This window comes from Salegentibacter profundi (genome assembly GCF_054121475.1).
The window spans coordinates 226,310-243,867 of sequence record NZ_JBSYGG010000001.1; the positions used below are offsets into that span (position 1 = coordinate 226,310).

At 38.4% G+C, this 17,558-nt stretch carries 19 protein-coding genes; 7 read left to right on the forward strand and 12 right to left on the reverse strand.

Annotated elements, in window-relative coordinates; translation table 11 throughout:
• Window positions 1-15: 15 nt before the first annotated feature.
• From ACW6NC_RS01130 to ACW6NC_RS01150, 5 genes are all read right to left on the reverse strand, one after another.
• Window positions 16-1,416, reverse strand: coding sequence for an arginine decarboxylase (locus ACW6NC_RS01130; RefSeq protein ID WP_457863201.1), 1,401 nt, complete (start codon window positions 1,414-1,416; stop codon window positions 16-18).
• A 265-nt stretch (window positions 1,417-1,681) separates the two neighbouring features.
• Entirely contained in the window at window positions 1,682-2,536 is an 855-nt protein-coding gene (locus tag ACW6NC_RS01135; protein ID WP_457863203.1) for a pseudouridine synthase, read from the reverse strand.
• 82 nt (window positions 2,537-2,618) lie between these two features.
• Window positions 2,619-3,521: a geranylgeranylglycerol-phosphate geranylgeranyltransferase gene (locus ACW6NC_RS01140; protein ID WP_457863205.1), complete on the reverse strand. Its 903-nt coding sequence runs from the start codon at window positions 3,519-3,521 to the stop codon at window positions 2,619-2,621.
• Between the two features lie 11 nt (window positions 3,522-3,532).
• Window positions 3,533-4,471, reverse strand: a complete 939-nt coding sequence (locus tag ACW6NC_RS01145) for a mevalonate kinase family protein (protein ID WP_457863207.1) — start codon at window positions 4,469-4,471, stop codon at window positions 3,533-3,535.
• 50 nt (window positions 4,472-4,521) lie between these two features.
• Entirely contained in the window at window positions 4,522-5,607 is a 1,086-nt protein-coding gene (locus ACW6NC_RS01150) for a diphosphomevalonate/mevalonate 3,5-bisphosphate decarboxylase family protein (RefSeq protein ID WP_457863209.1), read from the reverse strand.
• A gap of 116 nt (window positions 5,608-5,723) precedes the next feature.
• Between ACW6NC_RS01150 and ACW6NC_RS01155 the strand changes: the two genes are divergently transcribed.
• Window positions 5,724-6,200 (forward strand): TspO/MBR family protein, encoded by a 477-nt coding sequence (locus tag ACW6NC_RS01155; protein ID WP_457863211.1) that lies wholly within the window; start codon window positions 5,724-5,726, stop codon window positions 6,198-6,200.
• Here the strand turns inward: ACW6NC_RS01155 and ACW6NC_RS01160 are convergent.
• Window positions 6,193-7,419 (reverse strand): NAD(P)/FAD-dependent oxidoreductase, encoded by a 1,227-nt coding sequence (locus tag ACW6NC_RS01160; RefSeq protein ID WP_457863213.1) that lies wholly within the window; start codon window positions 7,417-7,419, stop codon window positions 6,193-6,195. The two genes, ACW6NC_RS01155 and ACW6NC_RS01160, sit on opposite strands and share 8 nt — an antisense overlap.
• A 9-nt stretch (window positions 7,420-7,428) precedes the next feature.
• On the reverse strand, window positions 7,429-8,130 hold the full coding sequence (locus ACW6NC_RS01165; protein WP_457863214.1) for a glycerophosphodiester phosphodiesterase: 702 nt from the start codon (window positions 8,128-8,130) through the stop codon (window positions 7,429-7,431).
• Between the two features lie 131 nt (window positions 8,131-8,261).
• On the opposite strand from ACW6NC_RS01165, the gene ACW6NC_RS01170 reads away from it, so the two are divergent.
• The 6 genes from ACW6NC_RS01170 to ACW6NC_RS01195 all read left to right on the forward strand — a co-directional run bounded on the left by ACW6NC_RS01170 (window position 8,262) and on the right by ACW6NC_RS01195 (window position 11,950).
• Entirely contained in the window at window positions 8,262-9,110 is an 849-nt protein-coding gene (locus ACW6NC_RS01170) for an SDR family oxidoreductase (protein ID WP_457863215.1), read from the forward strand.
• An 80-nt stretch (window positions 9,111-9,190) separates the two neighbouring features.
• Window positions 9,191-9,712: a DUF421 domain-containing protein gene (locus tag ACW6NC_RS01175; RefSeq protein WP_457863217.1), complete on the forward strand. Its 522-nt coding sequence runs from the start codon at window positions 9,191-9,193 to the stop codon at window positions 9,710-9,712.
• Window positions 9,709-9,981 carry a SemiSWEET family sugar transporter gene (locus tag ACW6NC_RS01180; protein WP_457863219.1) on the forward strand — a complete coding sequence of 91 codons (273 nt, stop codon included), beginning with the start codon at window positions 9,709-9,711 and terminating at the stop codon, window positions 9,979-9,981. The genes ACW6NC_RS01175 and ACW6NC_RS01180 overlap by 4 nt, the downstream gene beginning before the upstream one ends.
• Before the next feature lie 87 nt (window positions 9,982-10,068).
• Window positions 10,069-10,764, forward strand: coding sequence for a guanitoxin biosynthesis heme-dependent pre-guanitoxin N-hydroxylase GntA (gntA, locus tag ACW6NC_RS01185; RefSeq protein ID WP_457863221.1), 696 nt, complete (start codon window positions 10,069-10,071; stop codon window positions 10,762-10,764).
• Window positions 10,765-11,385 (forward strand): FMN-binding negative transcriptional regulator, encoded by a 621-nt coding sequence (locus ACW6NC_RS01190; RefSeq protein ID WP_457863222.1) that lies wholly within the window; start codon window positions 10,765-10,767, stop codon window positions 11,383-11,385.
• Window positions 11,369-11,950 carry a DUF1989 domain-containing protein gene (locus ACW6NC_RS01195; protein WP_457863223.1) on the forward strand — a complete coding sequence of 194 codons (582 nt, stop codon included), beginning with the start codon at window positions 11,369-11,371 and terminating at the stop codon, window positions 11,948-11,950. The genes ACW6NC_RS01190 and ACW6NC_RS01195 overlap by 17 nt, the downstream gene beginning before the upstream one ends.
• A gap of 132 nt (window positions 11,951-12,082) precedes the next feature.
• Here the strand turns inward: ACW6NC_RS01195 and clpX are convergent, their stop codons facing one another.
• From clpX to ACW6NC_RS01220, 5 genes are all read right to left on the reverse strand, one after another.
• Window positions 12,083-13,315 (reverse strand): ATP-dependent Clp protease ATP-binding subunit ClpX, encoded by a 1,233-nt coding sequence (gene clpX / locus ACW6NC_RS01200; protein WP_457863225.1) that lies wholly within the window; start codon window positions 13,313-13,315, stop codon window positions 12,083-12,085.
• 44 nt (window positions 13,316-13,359) lie between these two features.
• Window positions 13,360-14,040, reverse strand: a complete 681-nt coding sequence (clpP, locus tag ACW6NC_RS01205; protein WP_457863227.1) for an ATP-dependent Clp endopeptidase proteolytic subunit ClpP — start codon at window positions 14,038-14,040, stop codon at window positions 13,360-13,362.
• A gap of 105 nt (window positions 14,041-14,145) precedes the next feature.
• Complete coding sequence (gene tig, locus ACW6NC_RS01210; RefSeq protein WP_457863229.1) at window positions 14,146-15,471, reverse strand: trigger factor; 1,326 nt, start codon at window positions 15,469-15,471, stop codon at window positions 14,146-14,148.
• Between the two features lie 86 nt (window positions 15,472-15,557).
• The gene (locus ACW6NC_RS01215) at window positions 15,558-15,899 is read right to left on the reverse strand and encodes a phage holin family protein (protein ID WP_457863231.1); all 342 of its coding nucleotides are present in this window, start codon (window positions 15,897-15,899) and stop codon (window positions 15,558-15,560) included.
• 82 nt (window positions 15,900-15,981) lie between these two features.
• Window positions 15,982-17,550, reverse strand: coding sequence for a G-D-S-L family lipolytic protein (locus ACW6NC_RS01220; RefSeq protein WP_457863233.1), 1,569 nt, complete (start codon window positions 17,548-17,550; stop codon window positions 15,982-15,984).
• Window positions 17,551-17,558 lie beyond the last annotated feature (8 nt).

The following is a 17,558-nucleotide window of genomic DNA, read 5'->3' on the forward strand; positions in this document are numbered from 1 at the left end:
AAAGTTATAAAAATTTTAGTTGCTATTATAACCAAGAATTTGCAACATATCTTCGGCTTTTTGCTGTTCACTGAATAATTCGGTCTTAAAATTCCCATCTTCATCTTTATCAATGAGGATATGTTTTGGTTGTGGGATTAAACAGTGATGTAACCCTCCATAACCACCAATAGTCTCCTGGTAGGCACCCGTGTTGAAGAATCCAATATATAGCGGTTTATCTTTTTTATACTTTGGAAGGTAGATCGCATTGACGTTTTGTTCCGAGTTGTAATAATCATCGCTATCGCAAGTCAATCCTCCCAGTAATACTCTTTCATACTCATCATTCCACCGATTTATGGCCAGCATTACGAATTTTTTGCTTATCGCCCAGGTATCGGGAAGCGTGGTTATAAATGAAGAATTAATCATATTCCATTTCTCACGGTCGTTTTGCTGTTTTTGATAAAGGATTTCATAGATAGCGCCACCACTTTCACCTACAGTAAAACTACCGAATTCAGTAAAAATATTTGGCACCTGAACTTCCGCATCATCACAGGCTAACTTTATCTGATTGATGATCTCATCTACCATATACGCATAATCGTATTCAAAATGTAGCGAATTCTTTACAGGAAAGCCCCCGCCAATATTTAAACTATCTAATGTCGGACATACCTTCTTAAGGGCGATATACACTTTTAAACACTTATTCAACTCGTTCCAGTAATAAGCAGTGTCACGAATACCTGTATTGATAAAGAAATGTAACATTTTAAGTTCTACCTGCTTATTTTCCTTGATTTTCCGGTTATAAAAAGGCACAATGTTTTTATACCCAATTCCTAAACGAGAAGTATAGAATTCAAATTTTGGTTCTTCTTCCGATGCTATTCTGATCCCGATGGGATACTTCCCTTCTATGCTATCCGACAAAAGATCAATTTCTTCGAAGTTGTCGATAATCGGGATACAGTTTTTATGGCCATTGTTAAGTAAGCGAGCAATATTTTCTATGTATTGATCTCTTTTAAAACCGTTGCAAAGCACATAAGTTTCATCTGTGATCTTCCCTTTTGCTTTTAAATTCTCAACGATATTAATATCAAAAGCTGAAGAAGTTTCAATATGAATATCATTTTTCAAGGCTTCATTCAACACGTGCTCAAAATGGGAACTCTTGGTGCAGTAGCAATAATTATAGGATCCCTTATAGGAATGTTTCTCCATGGCATCAGCAAACCATTTTTTAGCCCTTTGGATATTATAAGAAATTTTTGGCAGGTAATTAAATTTAAGGGGAGCACCGTATTTTCGTACAAGCTCCATAAGATCAATCCCGTGAAACTTTAATTCATTATCAGCCAGAGTAAATTCCTCCTGGGGAAAATAATAGGTCTGGTCTATCAGATCGTTGTATTTGGTATTCAATGATGTAGTTTAAGTGTTATAGAGGTAAAAATTAGGGATTATATTATCGCATCAAAAGATTAGATTGGTAAAATATTGTTAAGATGAATTTAAAAACCGCCTGGTCCAATCATGGAAATTTTAAAAAACCTGAGGACCTGCGGAAAAATACTCAAAGAGTATAGCCAATTTTACTGGTACATCAGAATTTAGAAATTAAAAAACCCGGATTCTCATAGGAAGATCCGGGTCAAAAATATTAAAAAACTTAATACGAATATTTTTTTTATAGCATTCCAAGATTAATTACTTCCTGTTCGGTTAGTCTTCTAAAACGTCCTCTGGGAAGGTCTTTTTTGGTGAGTCCACCGAAGACTACACGATCGAGTTTTTCGATTTCATAACCCTGGCTCTTAAACAGTCTCTGGATTACATGGTTTTTTGTGGAGTTTGTTTCCAACCCCACTTCATTTCTGGGCCTCTCAGCAATATAACTAATATCCTGAACCTTAACCTTTCCATCTTCAAGAGTTACGCCTGCTTTAATCTTATCGAGATGTTCCGGAGAAAGTGGCTTAGTTAGACTTATATGATAAATCTGCCTTATTCCGTTCTTAGGCTTTCCTAATTTTTTGGCTAAAGTACCATCATTGGTAAAAAGCAATAATCCCATTGCCTGGGTATCTAGCTTGCCAACGGGATCAAGTTTTGCTTTAGTTGCCTTAGTCATAAGATCCATAACGGTTTTACCTCCTTTTTCCATGCTTCCGGTGACATAGACGCCTTTGGGTTTATTGAGTAAAAAATATTCTGGTTTTTCCGGATTCAAGGTTCTACCGTCAAACTTTACCTCATCGGTGAGTTTTACTTTGTACCCCATCTCCGTAATGACTTTTCCGTTAACTGTTACATTTCCAGAAGAAATATAGATATCGGCATCACGGCGTGAACATATTCCAGAATTCGCTATGTATTTATTGAGCCTGATTCCATCAGCTTTTTTACCGGAAGTGGGGTTAGCAAAAACCTTGTTACCTGTCTTTTTTACCGGAGCATTTCCCCGAGTATATGATTTTTTCCGTGGTCCACCACCTTGTCTTCCGCTAATTTTTCCTCCTGAAGATTTATCGTTTCTGCTCATAAGGCTAATTTTTTGCAAAGGTACTGTATAAGTACAGATTAACTAAATTATAAAAGAATAATATAAAGAATTCAGGTTTCCTTTAAAACACACGGCCAAGTACTTCGCGAATATCGATGAGCAGGATACTGAATACTCCAGCCACAATGATCAATTTAAGAATGTTATGCAGAAACAAATATTGCCATTTTGCTTTACTGAAATAGAGAAATAACACAAAGAACATCAATAAGGCAAGAGATGTATAAAAATAATAATTCATATACCCTGTATCAAACCTAAGTAGAAGCAAAGTAGGAACTATTGCGATTAGTGTTAATACTGATAAAAAGAATTTACTCCATTTTTCTCCATAAACCACCGGTATGGTTTGATAGTTCTGCGCCAGATCCCCCTGCATATTCTCAAGATCTTTTACCAGTTCTCGCATAACGATCATAAGGTAAAGAAAGGTAGCATGTATAAAGATGACAGTCTGAAAATTCCTGTAATAGACGAAAATGACGAAAAAAGGAGTGATGGTAAGGATCGATGCAACCAGATTTCCCAAAAACAGTATTTTTTTTACCCGATGAGAATAAAGCCAAATTGCAAAAATGTATATTGAAAAGAAAACTACGGTTTTAAAAGACACATAACTTGCAAAAATAATGGCAAGTAAATTTAAAATAAAATAAACTGATAATTTTGTGCGCTGACTGACAATTCGATCCAGCATTGTTTTTTTAGGTCTGTTGATCAGGTCTTTTTCGCTATCGTAAAAGTTATTGATAATATAACCTGAAGCAATAGTAGTTGCTGAAGAAAGGATAATAAAGAATAAATTATCATCAAAGAGAATTTTCCGCAGTGGTAATTCGGGAGCAAGAATAAAAGCAGAGGTAAGATACTGGGCAATAATCAGTACCAGAATATTATATCCACGCACCACCGAAAACAAACTGAGCATTTTCAGCAACAAACGTTTGTTGGAGATGGAAACCATTATGAGGTTGTTTAGAAGTTGTAGACCACTTCTAATTTATACTCTTTTAATGCTTTTCTTGCCTTTTCTATGTCCTGTGTAAAACCGAGAATGTAACCACCCCCACCTGAACCACAGAGTTTAAGGTAATAATCATTGGTTTCAATACCTTTTTGCCAAAGCTTATGGAACTGTGCGGGAATCATAGGTTTAAAATTATCCAGCACTACGTGAGAAAGACTTTTTACATTTTTAAAAAGGGACTTTACATCTCCCTTCAAAAAGTCATCAACACAGGCATCGGTATGTTTTACGAATTGATCTTTAAGCATTCGCCTGAAGCCTTCCTGCTTCATGTTTTCCATAAAGATACCCACCATTGGCCCAGTTTCCCCCGTACTCCCGCTGTCTAGTAAAAATACGGCTCCCTGACCGTTTTCAGTCTGGGAAGGTATTCCTGCAGGTTCAATATTGTCCTTGGAATTTATAAGGATTGGAATACTTAAATAGCTGTTTAGCGGATCTAAACCTGAAGATTTCCCATGAAAAAATGATTCCATTTCCCCAAAGATCTTTTTCAGCTTTAATAATTTATCACGAGTAAGATTTTCAAGGACCGTGATTTTATCGGTAGCATACTTATCATAGATCGCTGCCACCAGGGCACCACTGCTTCCTACTCCATATCCCTGTGGGATGGTGGAATCGAAATACATTCCTTTAGCAATATCCGCCTTCAAAGAATTAAGATCGAATTTAACCAGCTCAGGATTTTCCTGTGACAGCTCCTTAAGAAAGTCGGCGAATTTACCTAAACTCCTGTTAGATTTTATAGCAACCTCAGAGGGATTCTCATCCACCTTCAAGGCACCATTATAAAAATTGTAAGGGATTGATAAACCTTTGGAATCTTTAATAATTCCATATTCTCCAAAGAGAAGGATTTTTGAATAAAATAAAGGTCCTTTCATAAGCTCAGGTATAAACTGTACCGGTTTAAGGCAGAGAAATTTGCGTAAATCTACAATTTTTTCGCTCCTTTTCCAATACTGTCGCAAATATACTGCCCTTTTTCACAATAGGCAACCAACTCATTCTTAATGAATTCCAAAACTTCTGTCGTATGTTCTTTTGGATAAAGTACATGTACATTGGCTCCGGCATCTAGAGTAAAGCAGACCGGGATTCCTGTGGATTCCCTGTAATTCCATATTCTATTGATTATTTCCAAGGTATGGGGTTTCATTAAAATAAAATAGGGGTCACTGCTCATCATCATAGCGTGTAAACTCAGTGCTTCGCTTTCTACTATGCTTATAAATTCAGCCAAATTTGCTGTCTCAAAAACCATTTGTAACTTTTCCAGATTGGCATTGGCCTGTGCAAAACGAGCTTTAGAATAAGGATGCCCATGCATCAAATTATGTCCTAGGCTACTGCTCACCTTTTTTTGGCCTTTATCTACCAGTAAAATCGTGTCTTGAAATGATTTAAAAACCTCATCCACTTTATATGGATACTTTATTCCAAAAAGATCGCTACTACCCGCTATGGCCTGGTGCTCCCCCCATTCTATGAGTTCCCCTTCAATGCTTCTACAGGCGCTCCCGGATCCTAACCTGGCAAGGAAGGATGCCTTTTTCATAAAATAATCTTCTGTTAGACCAGGATTCAACTCCCTTTCCAAACTCATAACACAAAGGGCCAGAGCACTCATTCCACTGGCTGAGGAAGCAATACCACTGCTGTGAGGAAAAGTATTTTCGGTATGAATAAAAAACTTATAATCCTTTAGAAATGGAGCATATTTTTCTATACGTTCAAAAAATCCTTTGATTTTTGGCCTAAAGTCCTCCTTTTTTTCTCCTTCAAAAAACAGTTCAAAATCAAAATTTTGACCTCTGGTTTCTTTCTTATGAAACTCAAGCCTTGTAATGGTTTTACAGTGTTGTAAAGTGAAACTCACCGATGGATTGGCCGGGATCTGATTTTCTTTCTTTCCCCAGTACTTCACCAAAGCAATATTACTTGGTGATTGCCAGGTCACCTCTCCAGATTGCAACAACTTCTGAAAATCTCCCGGAATAAAATCCTGTTCGTGCATCATAAAAAATTTTAGCAAAGATAGTTTTTAACCTGAGATTGCCCATAACATAAGTTGTATCCTGAAAGTTTCATAATTGAATTTAATTCCTATTTTAGTGGTACCTAACCAACTCGAAGATGACAAGGAAACTTCTCATACGTAGTTCTATTGCTATTGGCATTTGTTTGCTCTTCGGATTTGTGGGTGCCGTTGCCACCCAAACGGCAATGAATGGCTGGTATTCAGCTTTAGATAAATCTTGGTTTGATCTGCCAGAATGGATCTTTGGCCCGGTATGGATGTTAATGTATGTGCTTATGGGAATCTCAGCCGGGATAGTTTGGAACAGAGGTTTTTACCACAAATGGGTAAAAACGGCGCTTTACCATTTTGGATTCCAACTCCTTTTCAATGGATTTTGGTCACTGCTTTTTTTCGGGCTTAACAAACCATTTTGGGCCTTACTTACTGCCATTGTCCTGCTTATTCTGGTTATACTTACAATTAAATGGTTTAAAGTTGTAAATAATATCGCGGCCTACCTTCTCTTACCATATGCTCTCTGGGTGCTTTTAGCCCTGACTTTAAATTTTGAAGTGTGGTATCTTAATTAGCGCTCATTGCCCTGGCAGCAAGAAACGCGCCGGTCCAGGCATTTTGAAAGTTAAACCCGCCGGTAATGGCATCAATATTCAGAATTTCCCCGGCCAGAAAGAGGTTTTTATGTAATTTACTTTCGAAGGTCTTAAAATTCAACTCTTTGAGATCCACCCCACCAGCAGTAACAAATTCTTCTTTAAAAGTGCTTTTACCATTAACCTCGAATTCCCCTTCACAAAGTTGCTGGATTAAGGTTCCCAGCTGCTTTTTATTAACTTCGGACCAGGTACACTCCGAATTTATTCCTGCTTCATGTACCAAACGCTGCCATAAGCGTTTTGGAAGGTCAAATCTGTAATAATTTACCACCTTTTTTCTGGCCTCTTCAAGTTTAATGGCTTTTAATTCTTTTTTAATTTGTTCGAATTTTAACTCCGGCAACCATTTCACTCTTATTTTAAACCTATAATGCTCAGCATTAAGTTCCCGGGCACCCCAGGACGATAACTTGAGGATGGCGGGTCCGCTTAACCCCCAATGAGTGATCAGCAAGGGACCAGTACTTTCCAATTTATCCTTTTTAGAATTAAGTTCCACCCCTACAGAAGCTTCAGTGGAGATACCTGCGAGTCCTTTTATTCGGTTATCCTGAATATTAAAGGTAAACAATGAAGGTACAGCTGGAACAATTTTATGTCCAAGCCTTTCAAGCAGTTTCCACATTTTAGGATTACTCCCTGTGGCCAGCATAATTTTTTCTGCTTTAAAATCTCCCTTTTTAGTCCTTACCCTCCAGTTCTTTTCCATTTTTTCAAGGTCAAGAACCGGATGGTTTTTTAGCACATTAATCTTTAATCTTTCAGTTTCGCTCAAAAAACAATTGATTATACTATCTGAAGAATCTGAAACCGGGAAGACACGACCATCGTTTTCAATCTTTAAATCAATTCCTCTCTTTTCAAACCATTCCATAGTATCGCCTGTCATAAAACTATGAAATGGACCCAGCAATTCCTTCTGCCCACGAGGATAGTTGCGGCTAAGTTCCCTGGGGATAAATTCAGCGTGTGTCACATTACAGCGGCCTCCTCCAGAAACCCTTACCTTGGAAAGCACTTCCTTTCCTCTTTCCAGAATAACGATTTTCAACTTCCGGTTCCTATCGGCAATATTAATCGCGTTAAAGAATCCCGCGGCGCCTCCCCCGATTATAATTACATCGTATTGCTGCATTTATATATTTTAATTGACTATTGAATTCAGCCTGTCCGGAAAATCCGAAATAATACCGTCTACTCCGAAATCCTTCATTCTGATGATATCCCTAAAGTCGTTAACCGTCCAGACATTTACCTTAAATCCTGCCTGGTGGGAATAATTAACATTATCTCTGGTAATTATCCCTAGAGAAGGGTGGATGGCTTGTGCCTGCAACGATTTACCCAGATCGATAGCTTCGCTCACACTAGCCTTACTCAAAACCCCCATTGGAATTCTCTCATCAAGACGCCGAATTTGAAAGAGTTCATTTTTCTGAAAACTGGAAATGATAAAATCCTGATATTCCCAGTTTTTTTTAAAGATATAATACTTAATAATCTCCGATGTCCCTTGTGCTGTATTTAAGCCTTTGAGTTCAATATTTATTCCACATTTCCCTTCAAGAAGATCAAGAACTTCTGTGAGCAGAGGTATAGCATAATATTTCTCCACCTTAAGCAATTTCAATTCCTCCCAAGGTTTATTAGCAATTTCTCCGGTTCCATTAGTGGTACGATCCAAAGTAAAATCATGAAAAACCACGATTTCTCCAGTTTTACACCGATGGACGTCGATTTCAACTGCATCAACCCCTAAGTCAATTGCTTTTTGTATACTTTCCAGAGTGTTTTCTGCAACCAGGCCTTTGGCGCCTCTATGTCCTATTTTTAAAATAGATTTCATTGAGACAAAGGTAAAAGCTTTCCTGTAATGAATTAAGCTTTAAACAAATCTTTAGAAAGGCTTATTACTACTTAACATTTTTTTAATGTGAGGCTTCCTTAAATTTATGAATACAACTAAAACCATCTAAAATGAATAAACCAGAGAAGTTCCCAGAACAAACGCAACCTCAGCCTGGTAATGAGTATGAAATGAATCCTGAACCAGAGATCATAAGAAACAATTACCGTGGTAGTGGGAAATTAAAAGGCAAAACCGCACTTATTACAGGCGGGGATAGTGGCATTGGCCGAAGTGTAGCCGTACATTTTGCCAGGGAGGAGGCCGATATTGCAATCATTTATCTCGAAGAAGATGAAGATGCCCTAGAAACAAAAAAACTCGTTGAAAAGGAGAATCAAAAGTGCCTCATTTTAGAAGGAGATTTAAAAAAGGAAGATTTTTGTAAAACGGCAGTTCAAAAAACCATTTCCGAAATGGGCAAAATAAATATTCTGGTCAATAACGCCGCCGTACAGTTCCCGAAAGAGAATGTGCAAGATCTCAGTTCAAGGCAAGTCAAGGAAACTTTTGAAACCAATATTTTCCCATATTTCTATATTACAAAAGAGGTTTTAAAGCAAATGAATGAGACAGATTGTATTATCAACACCACCTCGGTTACTGCATACCGTGGGAGTGAGCATCTTCTGGATTATTCCAGCACTAAGGGGGCCATAGTCAGTTTCACAAGATCTCTTTCAAAGATGTTAGTGAAAAAAAATATCAGGGTCAATGGGATTGCTCCCGGTCCTATCTGGACCCCTCTTATTCCTGCAACCTTCAAAAAAGTGGCGGAATTTGGCCAGGATACCCCCATGGGTCGTGCAGGTCAGCCCAGTGAAGTAGCACCGGCCTACGTTTTTCTCGCCAGCCTGGATAGCAGTTATATTACCGGCCAGGTAATTCATATTAACGGGGGAGAAATAATCGGAGGTTAAAAAATGGCTGTCGGTTTTAATTGAAAATCATCAAAATTTATCAATAAGGAATCTGCCAGTTAAATTTTAAATATCTAAAAATGGAAAAATGGTTTGAATCCTCTACAGAATCTTTAATCGCTATAACGATAACTGCTGTCGGAATTTACTTCGCGGTCATTCTTTTCACCCGAATAGCCGGAAAACGGAGTTTTTCGAAAATGTCCAGCTTTGATTTCACGATGACTGTTGCCGTGGGATCTTTAATCGCCGCAACCATCCTGAATTCTTCCATTAGCTTGGTGGATGGAGTTACCGGTTTAGCCTCGATTTATGCTCTGCAGATCTTTATCGCATTGATACGTCGTCACACCTTCCTGCAAAAGGTAATTGATAATGCTCCCCTACTTCTTATGGATGGATCAGAAATACTGAATGAAAACCTTAAAAAAGCCCGTCTTACCCAGGGAGACCTCCGGTCTAAACTGCGGGAGGCCAACGTAACTAAGCTATCCCAGGTAAAAGCAGTGGTTTTTGAGACTACCGGTGACATCTCAGTTTTACAACACAATGATGGAAACCTGGAAGTAGAATCGTGGCTACTAAAAGACGTTGAACGATGAATTGGACCGATGTATTAGGATTGACAGCCGGATTTTGTACTACCGTGGCTGTCATACCCCAGATCAAAAAAGCCTGGAAAACCAAAAAAGTGAAGGATGTTTCTCCGGGAATGTTCACTATCTTAATTATAGGTGTTTTCTTATGGGTGATATACGGTATAACCCAAAAGGATATACCGATAATTGCCACAAACGGTGTTTCCCTGGGGTTAAATGGAATAATGCTATATCTCATGATTCGCTATCGAAACACAAATGAGGATCAATAGGTGTTAATCTTCTCAAATCTTAATTTAAAGTCTTCTTAAACCCTTGCAGAAAGTTTATGAATACCATTATTTTTAAAAAAAGTAAAAATGATGAATGCTGTAGGCGATAAAACACTAAAAAAGAAGAATTCCAGAAAAAAAACTTATAAAAAATTTCGGGAGTTTATAATGGAAAACGACCATCCATGTCTGATGGCTCAGACAGTATTCAGTATGGATAAGGCGGAAATTCATAACTATGATAATTTCGGATCTATTCAAACTGCAAGAGCGATTATAAAGGATCTCGAACAATACCTGGAAAATTACGATTTTTCCTCCAATGAATTTTACACATTTATTGCGGTTTTCCCGGATCAGGAATTTTTATCTGAAGTGAAATTTGAAACATTACTTTGGAAACAATTGCAATTAATTCATCAGGCCGATGAGAAGGACTGGGATCCAAATGTAAGCATAGACCCAGAAGATAAAAACTTCAGTTTTAGTATCGCCGGAAGATCATTTTATATTGTAGGGCTACATCCCAATAGTAGCCGAAAGGCTAGACAAAGTCCTTATCCGGCGCTCACCTTCAACTTGCATTGGCAGTTTGAAAAACTCAGGGAAATGGGAGCCTATCAAAACGTTCGGGATAAAATACGGGAACGTGACATCGAACTCCAGGGAGATTTAAATCCAATGTTAGAAGATTTTGGTCAAAGCAGTGAGGCTAGGCAATATAGTGGGCGAAAAGTTGGAGAAGATTGGAAATGTCCGTTTCTTCACGGGAAAAATAAATAAATGTACCAACCGAAGAAATACCAGAAAAAAGACCTCAGTTACATTTATAGTTTTATACAACAACATCCCTTCGCTACCTTTATTCTAAATGGATCCCGGCTTTTGGCGACTCATATTCCGGTTTTAACTGAGGGCGACTATAGAGATTTCAGACTTTACGGTCACATTGCCAATCACAATGAACAATTACAACATCTTAAAAACGGAACTGAAGTCTTGTTAATTTTTCAGGGGGCACATGGATATGTTTCTTCATCCTGGTACAAAGAAAAAGACATTAGCACATGGGATTATTCGGCTGTTCACGTCAATGCTAAGGTTATTATTCAATCAAAGCAAGAATTGGAACAATCGCTGATTAACCTGGTTCATAAATTCGAAAAGGATCAGGAAAAACCCTTATGGTACAAAGATATTCCTTCAAAGATAATTTCAGACCATTTACCACAAATTACCGGTTTTTGGTGCGAACCTTTTAAGATTGAAGGAATAGCCAAACTTCATCAGGGTCACGATTCCGAAGACCTCATACGAATCAGAAAAAAACTAAAGGAGCGTGATGACCCGATGGATCCCGTACTTGAAAAGAATTTAAGAACTGAGAATGATACAAAAGATTAATAAACAAAGTGGCGCGGCCTTTCTAATTAAAAAAGGACAAAAATTAAAGGTGATGAGCCCGGAAGCCGAACAGGTAAGTGACATGGTCTTATTTAATGGCAAGGACACCAGAGAGAAACTCTCATCTGGTAAAACCCTGGATTTTGAGGAAAGCATCCTTATTTCAAAAGGAAATTTTCTCTGGAGTAACCGAAGTCGCAAAATGATGGAGATATTGGAGGATACCAATGGGCGAAATGATTTTTTGCTCGCTCCATGCAGCCCGGAGACTTTCAAAATCATGTATGATTATAAAGGCTACCACCCGAGTTGTTTTGAAAATCTTTACCGTAACCTTGAGGAGTTTGGTATTGAACCGGATGATATCCCCACGGCATTCAATATCTTCATGAATGTACAGTTTGACAGCAAAGGAAAATTAAGAGTAGACCCTCCACTAAACAAAGCCGGAGACTATCTGCTCTTTGAAGCAAAAACAGACCTCATCGTAGGTCTCACAGCTTGTTCTGCGGAAGACAGTAATCATGGAAGTTTCAAACCAATTCATTTCGAGATTATTAGCTAAACCTCTAGAATGTGAATATATCCAGTGAAAAAGTCACATTAGTGACACAACAAGCTTAAATACGAGCTGATTGGTAAAATAAAGGCCATTCAATGACGAATGGCCTTTATAATTATCAACTGCGCTAACTTATTAAGAGACCGCTTTTAACTTGTTAATAGTAGATTTATTGAGTTTATCCGCAGCGTAATCACGATCCACAATCAGCTTTGACTGATTACTTTCAGGCATCTCGAACATCGCATCGGTAAGTATAGCCTCACAAAGGGAACGTAGTCCTCGTGCGCCAAGTTTATATTCAACAGCTTTTTCCACGATGAAATCCAGAGCTTCTTCAGTCATATCGAATTCAATATCATCCATCTCAAAGAGTTTCTGGTATTGCTTTACAATCGCATTTTTAGGCTCAGTAAGTATCGATCTAAGGGTCTTCTTATCCAGAGGATTCATATAAGTTAGGGCTGGTAACCGCCCGATAATTTCAGGAATAAGCCCAAAGTCCTTTAAATCTTTTGGAATAATATATTTAAGTAGATTAGTGCGCTCTATTTGATCTTCGTCTTTTGAGGCGCTAAAACCAACAGCCTGCATATTGAGGCGTTTACTAATGTTTCTTTCGATACCATCAAAAGCTCCACCTGCTATAAATAAAATATTTTCGGTATCGACTTCAACAAATTTCTGATCGGGGTGTTTACGTCCTCCTTTTGGAGGTACATTTACCGTCGTTCCTTCCAGTAATTTGAGCAAAGCCTGCTGAACACCTTCCCCAGATACATCCCTGGTAATTGAAGGGTTATCACTTTTCCTGGCAATTTTATCAATTTCATCGATAAATACGATTCCACGCTGTGCTTTCTCGACATTATAGTCGGCGGCCTGAAGTAATCTGGTTAAGATACCTTCTACGTCTTCTCCAACATAACCAGCTTCAGTAAGTACAGTGGCATCAACGATGGCCAAAGGCACATTCAGCATCTTTGCAATGGTTTTTGCAATAAGAGTTTTCCCGGTTCCGGTTTCCCCAACCATAATAATATTACTCTTCTGAATCTCTATATCATCATCCGATTTCGGTTGCAACAATCGTTTATAATGATTATAAACCGCCACCGACATTACTTTTTTGGTTGCCTCTTGACCAATTACATACTCATCCAAAAAGGATTTGATCTTCTTGGGTTTGCTTAACATTAGATCTGAAGAAAGCTCACGGGCCTCGCCTTGTTTTAGTTCTTCCAGAACAATGCCATGAGCTTGCTCAATGCAGCGGTCACAAATATGAGCATCCAGACCTGCGATGAGCAAATTGGTTTCAGGTTTTTTTCGTCCACAAAAGGAACATTCTAATTCTTCTTTCGCCATTTAGTTTAATTTAGTGCAAATTCAGGAAATCTGACTTGCTTAAATTATTTTCCTTCTCTCGTTAGTATCTCGTCTATCATTCCATATTCCAGTGCTTTTTCAGCTTTCATCCAGTAATCACGATCACTATCTTCCTCAATCTTCTCATAAGTCTGTCCTGAATGCTTAGCAATAATCTGGTATAACTCTTTTTTTAGAGTTAAAATCTCCCTTGCGGTAATCTCGATATCACTAGCCTGACCCTGGGCGCCTCCAAGAGGTTGATGAATCATTACCCTGGAGTGTGGCAAGCCGCTTCGTTTGTTTTTCTCTCCAGCACATAAAAGCACTGCACCCATTGAAGCCGCCATTCCCGTGCATATCGTTGCCACATCAGGCTTAATAAATTGCATGGTATCGTAAATTCCAAGTCCCGCGTAAACACTCCCTCCTGGTGAATTGATATATATTTGAATATCCTTAGAAGCATCTGTACTTTCCAAAAACAACATCTGCGCCTGTACTATATTAGCCACCTGATCACTTATTCCGGTTCCTAAAAATATAATGCGATCCATCATAAGTCGTGAAAAAACATCCATAGCCACCGCATTCATCTGGCGCTCCTCAATAATATTGGGCGTCATCCCTAATGGGTTCATACTGCTTACGATCTTAGCGTAATAATTACTATTTATGCCGTGGTGTTTGGTGGCGTATTTTTCAAATTCTTTTCCGTAGTCCATTACTATACTTTTTTCTCGTGTTAAAAAGAGGGGTTTTCTAACCCAAAAAGGCGTTATTCCAAACGGTTTAACGCCTTAAAGATAGGTATAAAATTCTGAAATTTCTTATTGATAGATCTCTTTCACAAATTCATCATAAGTCACTTCTTTCTCCTCAAATTTCATATTTTCCTTGTAAAAATCCAGAAGTTTTTCATTCATCAACTGTTCTGATAAACGCTTAACTTCATCCTGATTTGAAAGGATTCTTGCCGCGATATCATCAAGTTCCTTTTCTGAAGGATTCATTTGACCGAATTGGGCCATTTGTTGTTTGATCTTTTCATGAGAAAAGGCCTTCAGATCTTCAAAATTGACCTCAAGGTTATTATCTTTTATGATCTTTCCTTCAATTAACTGGTAACGCAGCCCTTTTTCACTCTTTTCATATTCTTCTACAGCTTCCTCTTCTGTAAGAGGTTTTTCTCCCACTGTACGAATCCATTTCTGAAGAAATTCTTTTGGAAGCTCAAATTTTGTTTCTTCAATCAAAGTTTCAGTGACATCATTCATCAACTGTTGATCACTTTGCTGTTTAAACTGCTTGGCAGCATCTTCCTTGATCTTATCCTTGAGTTCAGTTACGGATTTCACCTGATCTTTCCCAAAAAGCTTATCAAAAAGTTCCTGGTCAAGATCGGCCAACTCTCTTTTGTTTACTTCAGAAACGGTAAAATCAACCTCGATATCGAGATCATGAGCTTTATCGTGTTCTATACCAAGAAGCTCAATTAACTGGTGGTCATCCTTGAAAAGATTTTTGGTTTTCAGGGTAAGGGTATCTCCAGCCTTGGCGCCCATGAATTTATCAAGATTCTTTTTCCCGTTAATCTTTTCCAATTCCACAGAAGCCTCTTTCTGAATTCCTTCCTCCTCATTTTTGAAAGTTCCGGCAACAATATCGGCCTGATCATCAACTTCATTTTTGGAGATAAGTTTTCCATATTGTTTCTGAATAGATTCGATCTGATTATTGACCATTTTTTCATCGGCAACAATGTTATAGTTGGTAACCGGCTTTTCAAGATCAAGATTTACCTCAAATTCTGGGGCTAATCCAAGTTCGAATTCAAAACTGTATTCCTCCTTATTCCAATCGAAGTCTTCCTGCTCTTTTGGGATAGGGTTCCCTAAAACATCAAGTTTTTCCTCCGTAAGATATTTATTAAGGGCATCCTGTAGAAGTTTGTTCACCTCATCTACCAAAACTGCCTGTCCGTACTGTTTTTTCACCATTCCCATTGGAACATGGCCTTTTCTAAAACCGGGTATATTGGCGTTTTTACGGTAATCTTTTAGTATTTTCTCTACTTTAGGGGCATAGTCTTCCTTTGCGATATCAACTTTCACTACCGCATTAAGCTCATCAATATTCTCTCTGGTAATATTCATCTTGACTTGTTATAAAAATTGGAGTGCAAAATTACACTTTTTTCCCAAGCCCGCAAAGTTTCAAAATATTGAATTTCAGCCTAATTCTAATCTTTCCCAAGTAGGGAAAACAAGATGGATTGAAATAGTGATAAAAGCAGACTAAAAAGGATGGCGATAAAAAATCCATTCACTTCAAACCCACCCACGAAAGCATCAGCCAGAAGTATGATAATCGCATTTATAACCAAGAGAAAAAGTCCAAGAGTGAGAATGGTCACCGGTAATGTAAAAAGCACTAAAATAGGCTTAACCAACAAATTTAAAATTGCCAAAACGATAGCCACAATGATTGCTGTTAGGTAGCCGGCGACAGTTACGCCAGGTAAGAATTTAGCCAGTATAACAACGGCCAGAGCGGTAAGTAAAATTCTTAAAATGAAGTTCATAGCTTATGATGTTAGTTTTACAAATATGCAAAAAACGCCGGACTATCCGGCGTTTAAAGAAAATATCGATAAAGAGAGTTTTTTAATTCACCTCATCATTAAGTGTAATAGTTGGATAGTTACCTATATTAACCACAGGAACCGATGATTTATAGGTACTGTTTATCTCTTTAATCAACTCATTGGCTATTATTGCATTACCCCTGGGGGTTAAATGAATTCCGTCCAATGAAAAGACACCACCTGTAGCAAAAGTAGAAGTCGCGGTACCAGCATCAAAATTATAACCATTTTGAAAAATATCATTAAGTAAAGAATTTGCATCCAGCAAAGCCAGTCCATTGGCATCTGCAATTGCAGAAATAGCTTGATTATAGGCTGCAGTAGCATTGTTGATATTTTCAATTTCTCCGGCATCAAGCACATCGGCATCAGTTATTCCAGAAACCGCATCAAAAAGCGTATTTACCTGTTCTTGGGTTGGCTGTCCACCACTTTGAAGAACACCAAGGACCTGCATTACTTCCGGAGTTAATTTCACAGAACCATACCCCTGAGCTAAAGCTCCCTGGTCTATAGTCAAAAGCAATAATTCCTCTTCAGTCATTTGACGGAAACCAAGAGGATTCATATCTGAAGGTTCTACAGCAATCACAAATCGGTTAGGACCTTCACTAAAGGTTAAGGCATATTGACTAGCCATGGCCATGGCCTGTTCTTGGGATGCGCCTTGTTGCATTAAAACCCCTGCAAAAACCTGTGAAACAGCCTGGAAAAATCCGGTAAGGTTCCCAGCAGTTTCAGCGTCCAGCACTAAGGCATTGTTTGGTACCGTAGTAAAATATGGTGCCGAGGTTACATCTGGAATATTTACCAGTGCGCCACCGGTAGCGGTTGTAGTTAAGGTCTCCACAATTCCTGAATAAACCGAAGCAAAAACATTAGCATCCGTAATATCATTTGGGCCATAAGTCGAAGGATCTGTATTGTTGGTTTGATCTTCTCCTGTTCCACCCGAGGTAGCGTAGCCAAGCACATCATTATTCCCAATCCAAAGGGAAAAAAAGCTAGGATTCATCGCCATTGCATCAGCCAGAACTGTAGTAGAACCAGATGTAGCAAATCGGGCGAAATATGGATTTGCCATTCCAGCAGCAACTCCTTCAGTATTACCATAACCTGGTGCCACCAGATGATAGCTCTTAGCACCAGGAACACCCATATTACTGAATGGTCCTTCAAGGGTGTTCACGATATCTGTTGTAGGCTGGCTCCCTGTATAACGTTCTGGTCCAGGATTACCGTTTCCATCAACAGCCAAAACCAAACGGTTTTCTGCGATAACAGTGCCACCAAATAAAAGTCCACCAGTATTGTCTTCCACATATGGTATCGTGAACTCATTAGTTTCCTGGGTAAGCGCAAATTGTTGCGCCATTATATTAGGATAAGAATTTTTCTGACCAGTAACATACAAAGCCCCATCTGCATAACCAGCGGTTAAAGAGTTTCCAAGTGCTACATAATTTGAAAAATCCGCTTCCCCATTGCTATAAGTCCCCAACTCATCGACTGGGGTTTCCAACTCCGGTTCACAGGACAACATCCCTGCCGCCATTACTACTGCTATATATCTATAATATTTTTTCATTGTATTCA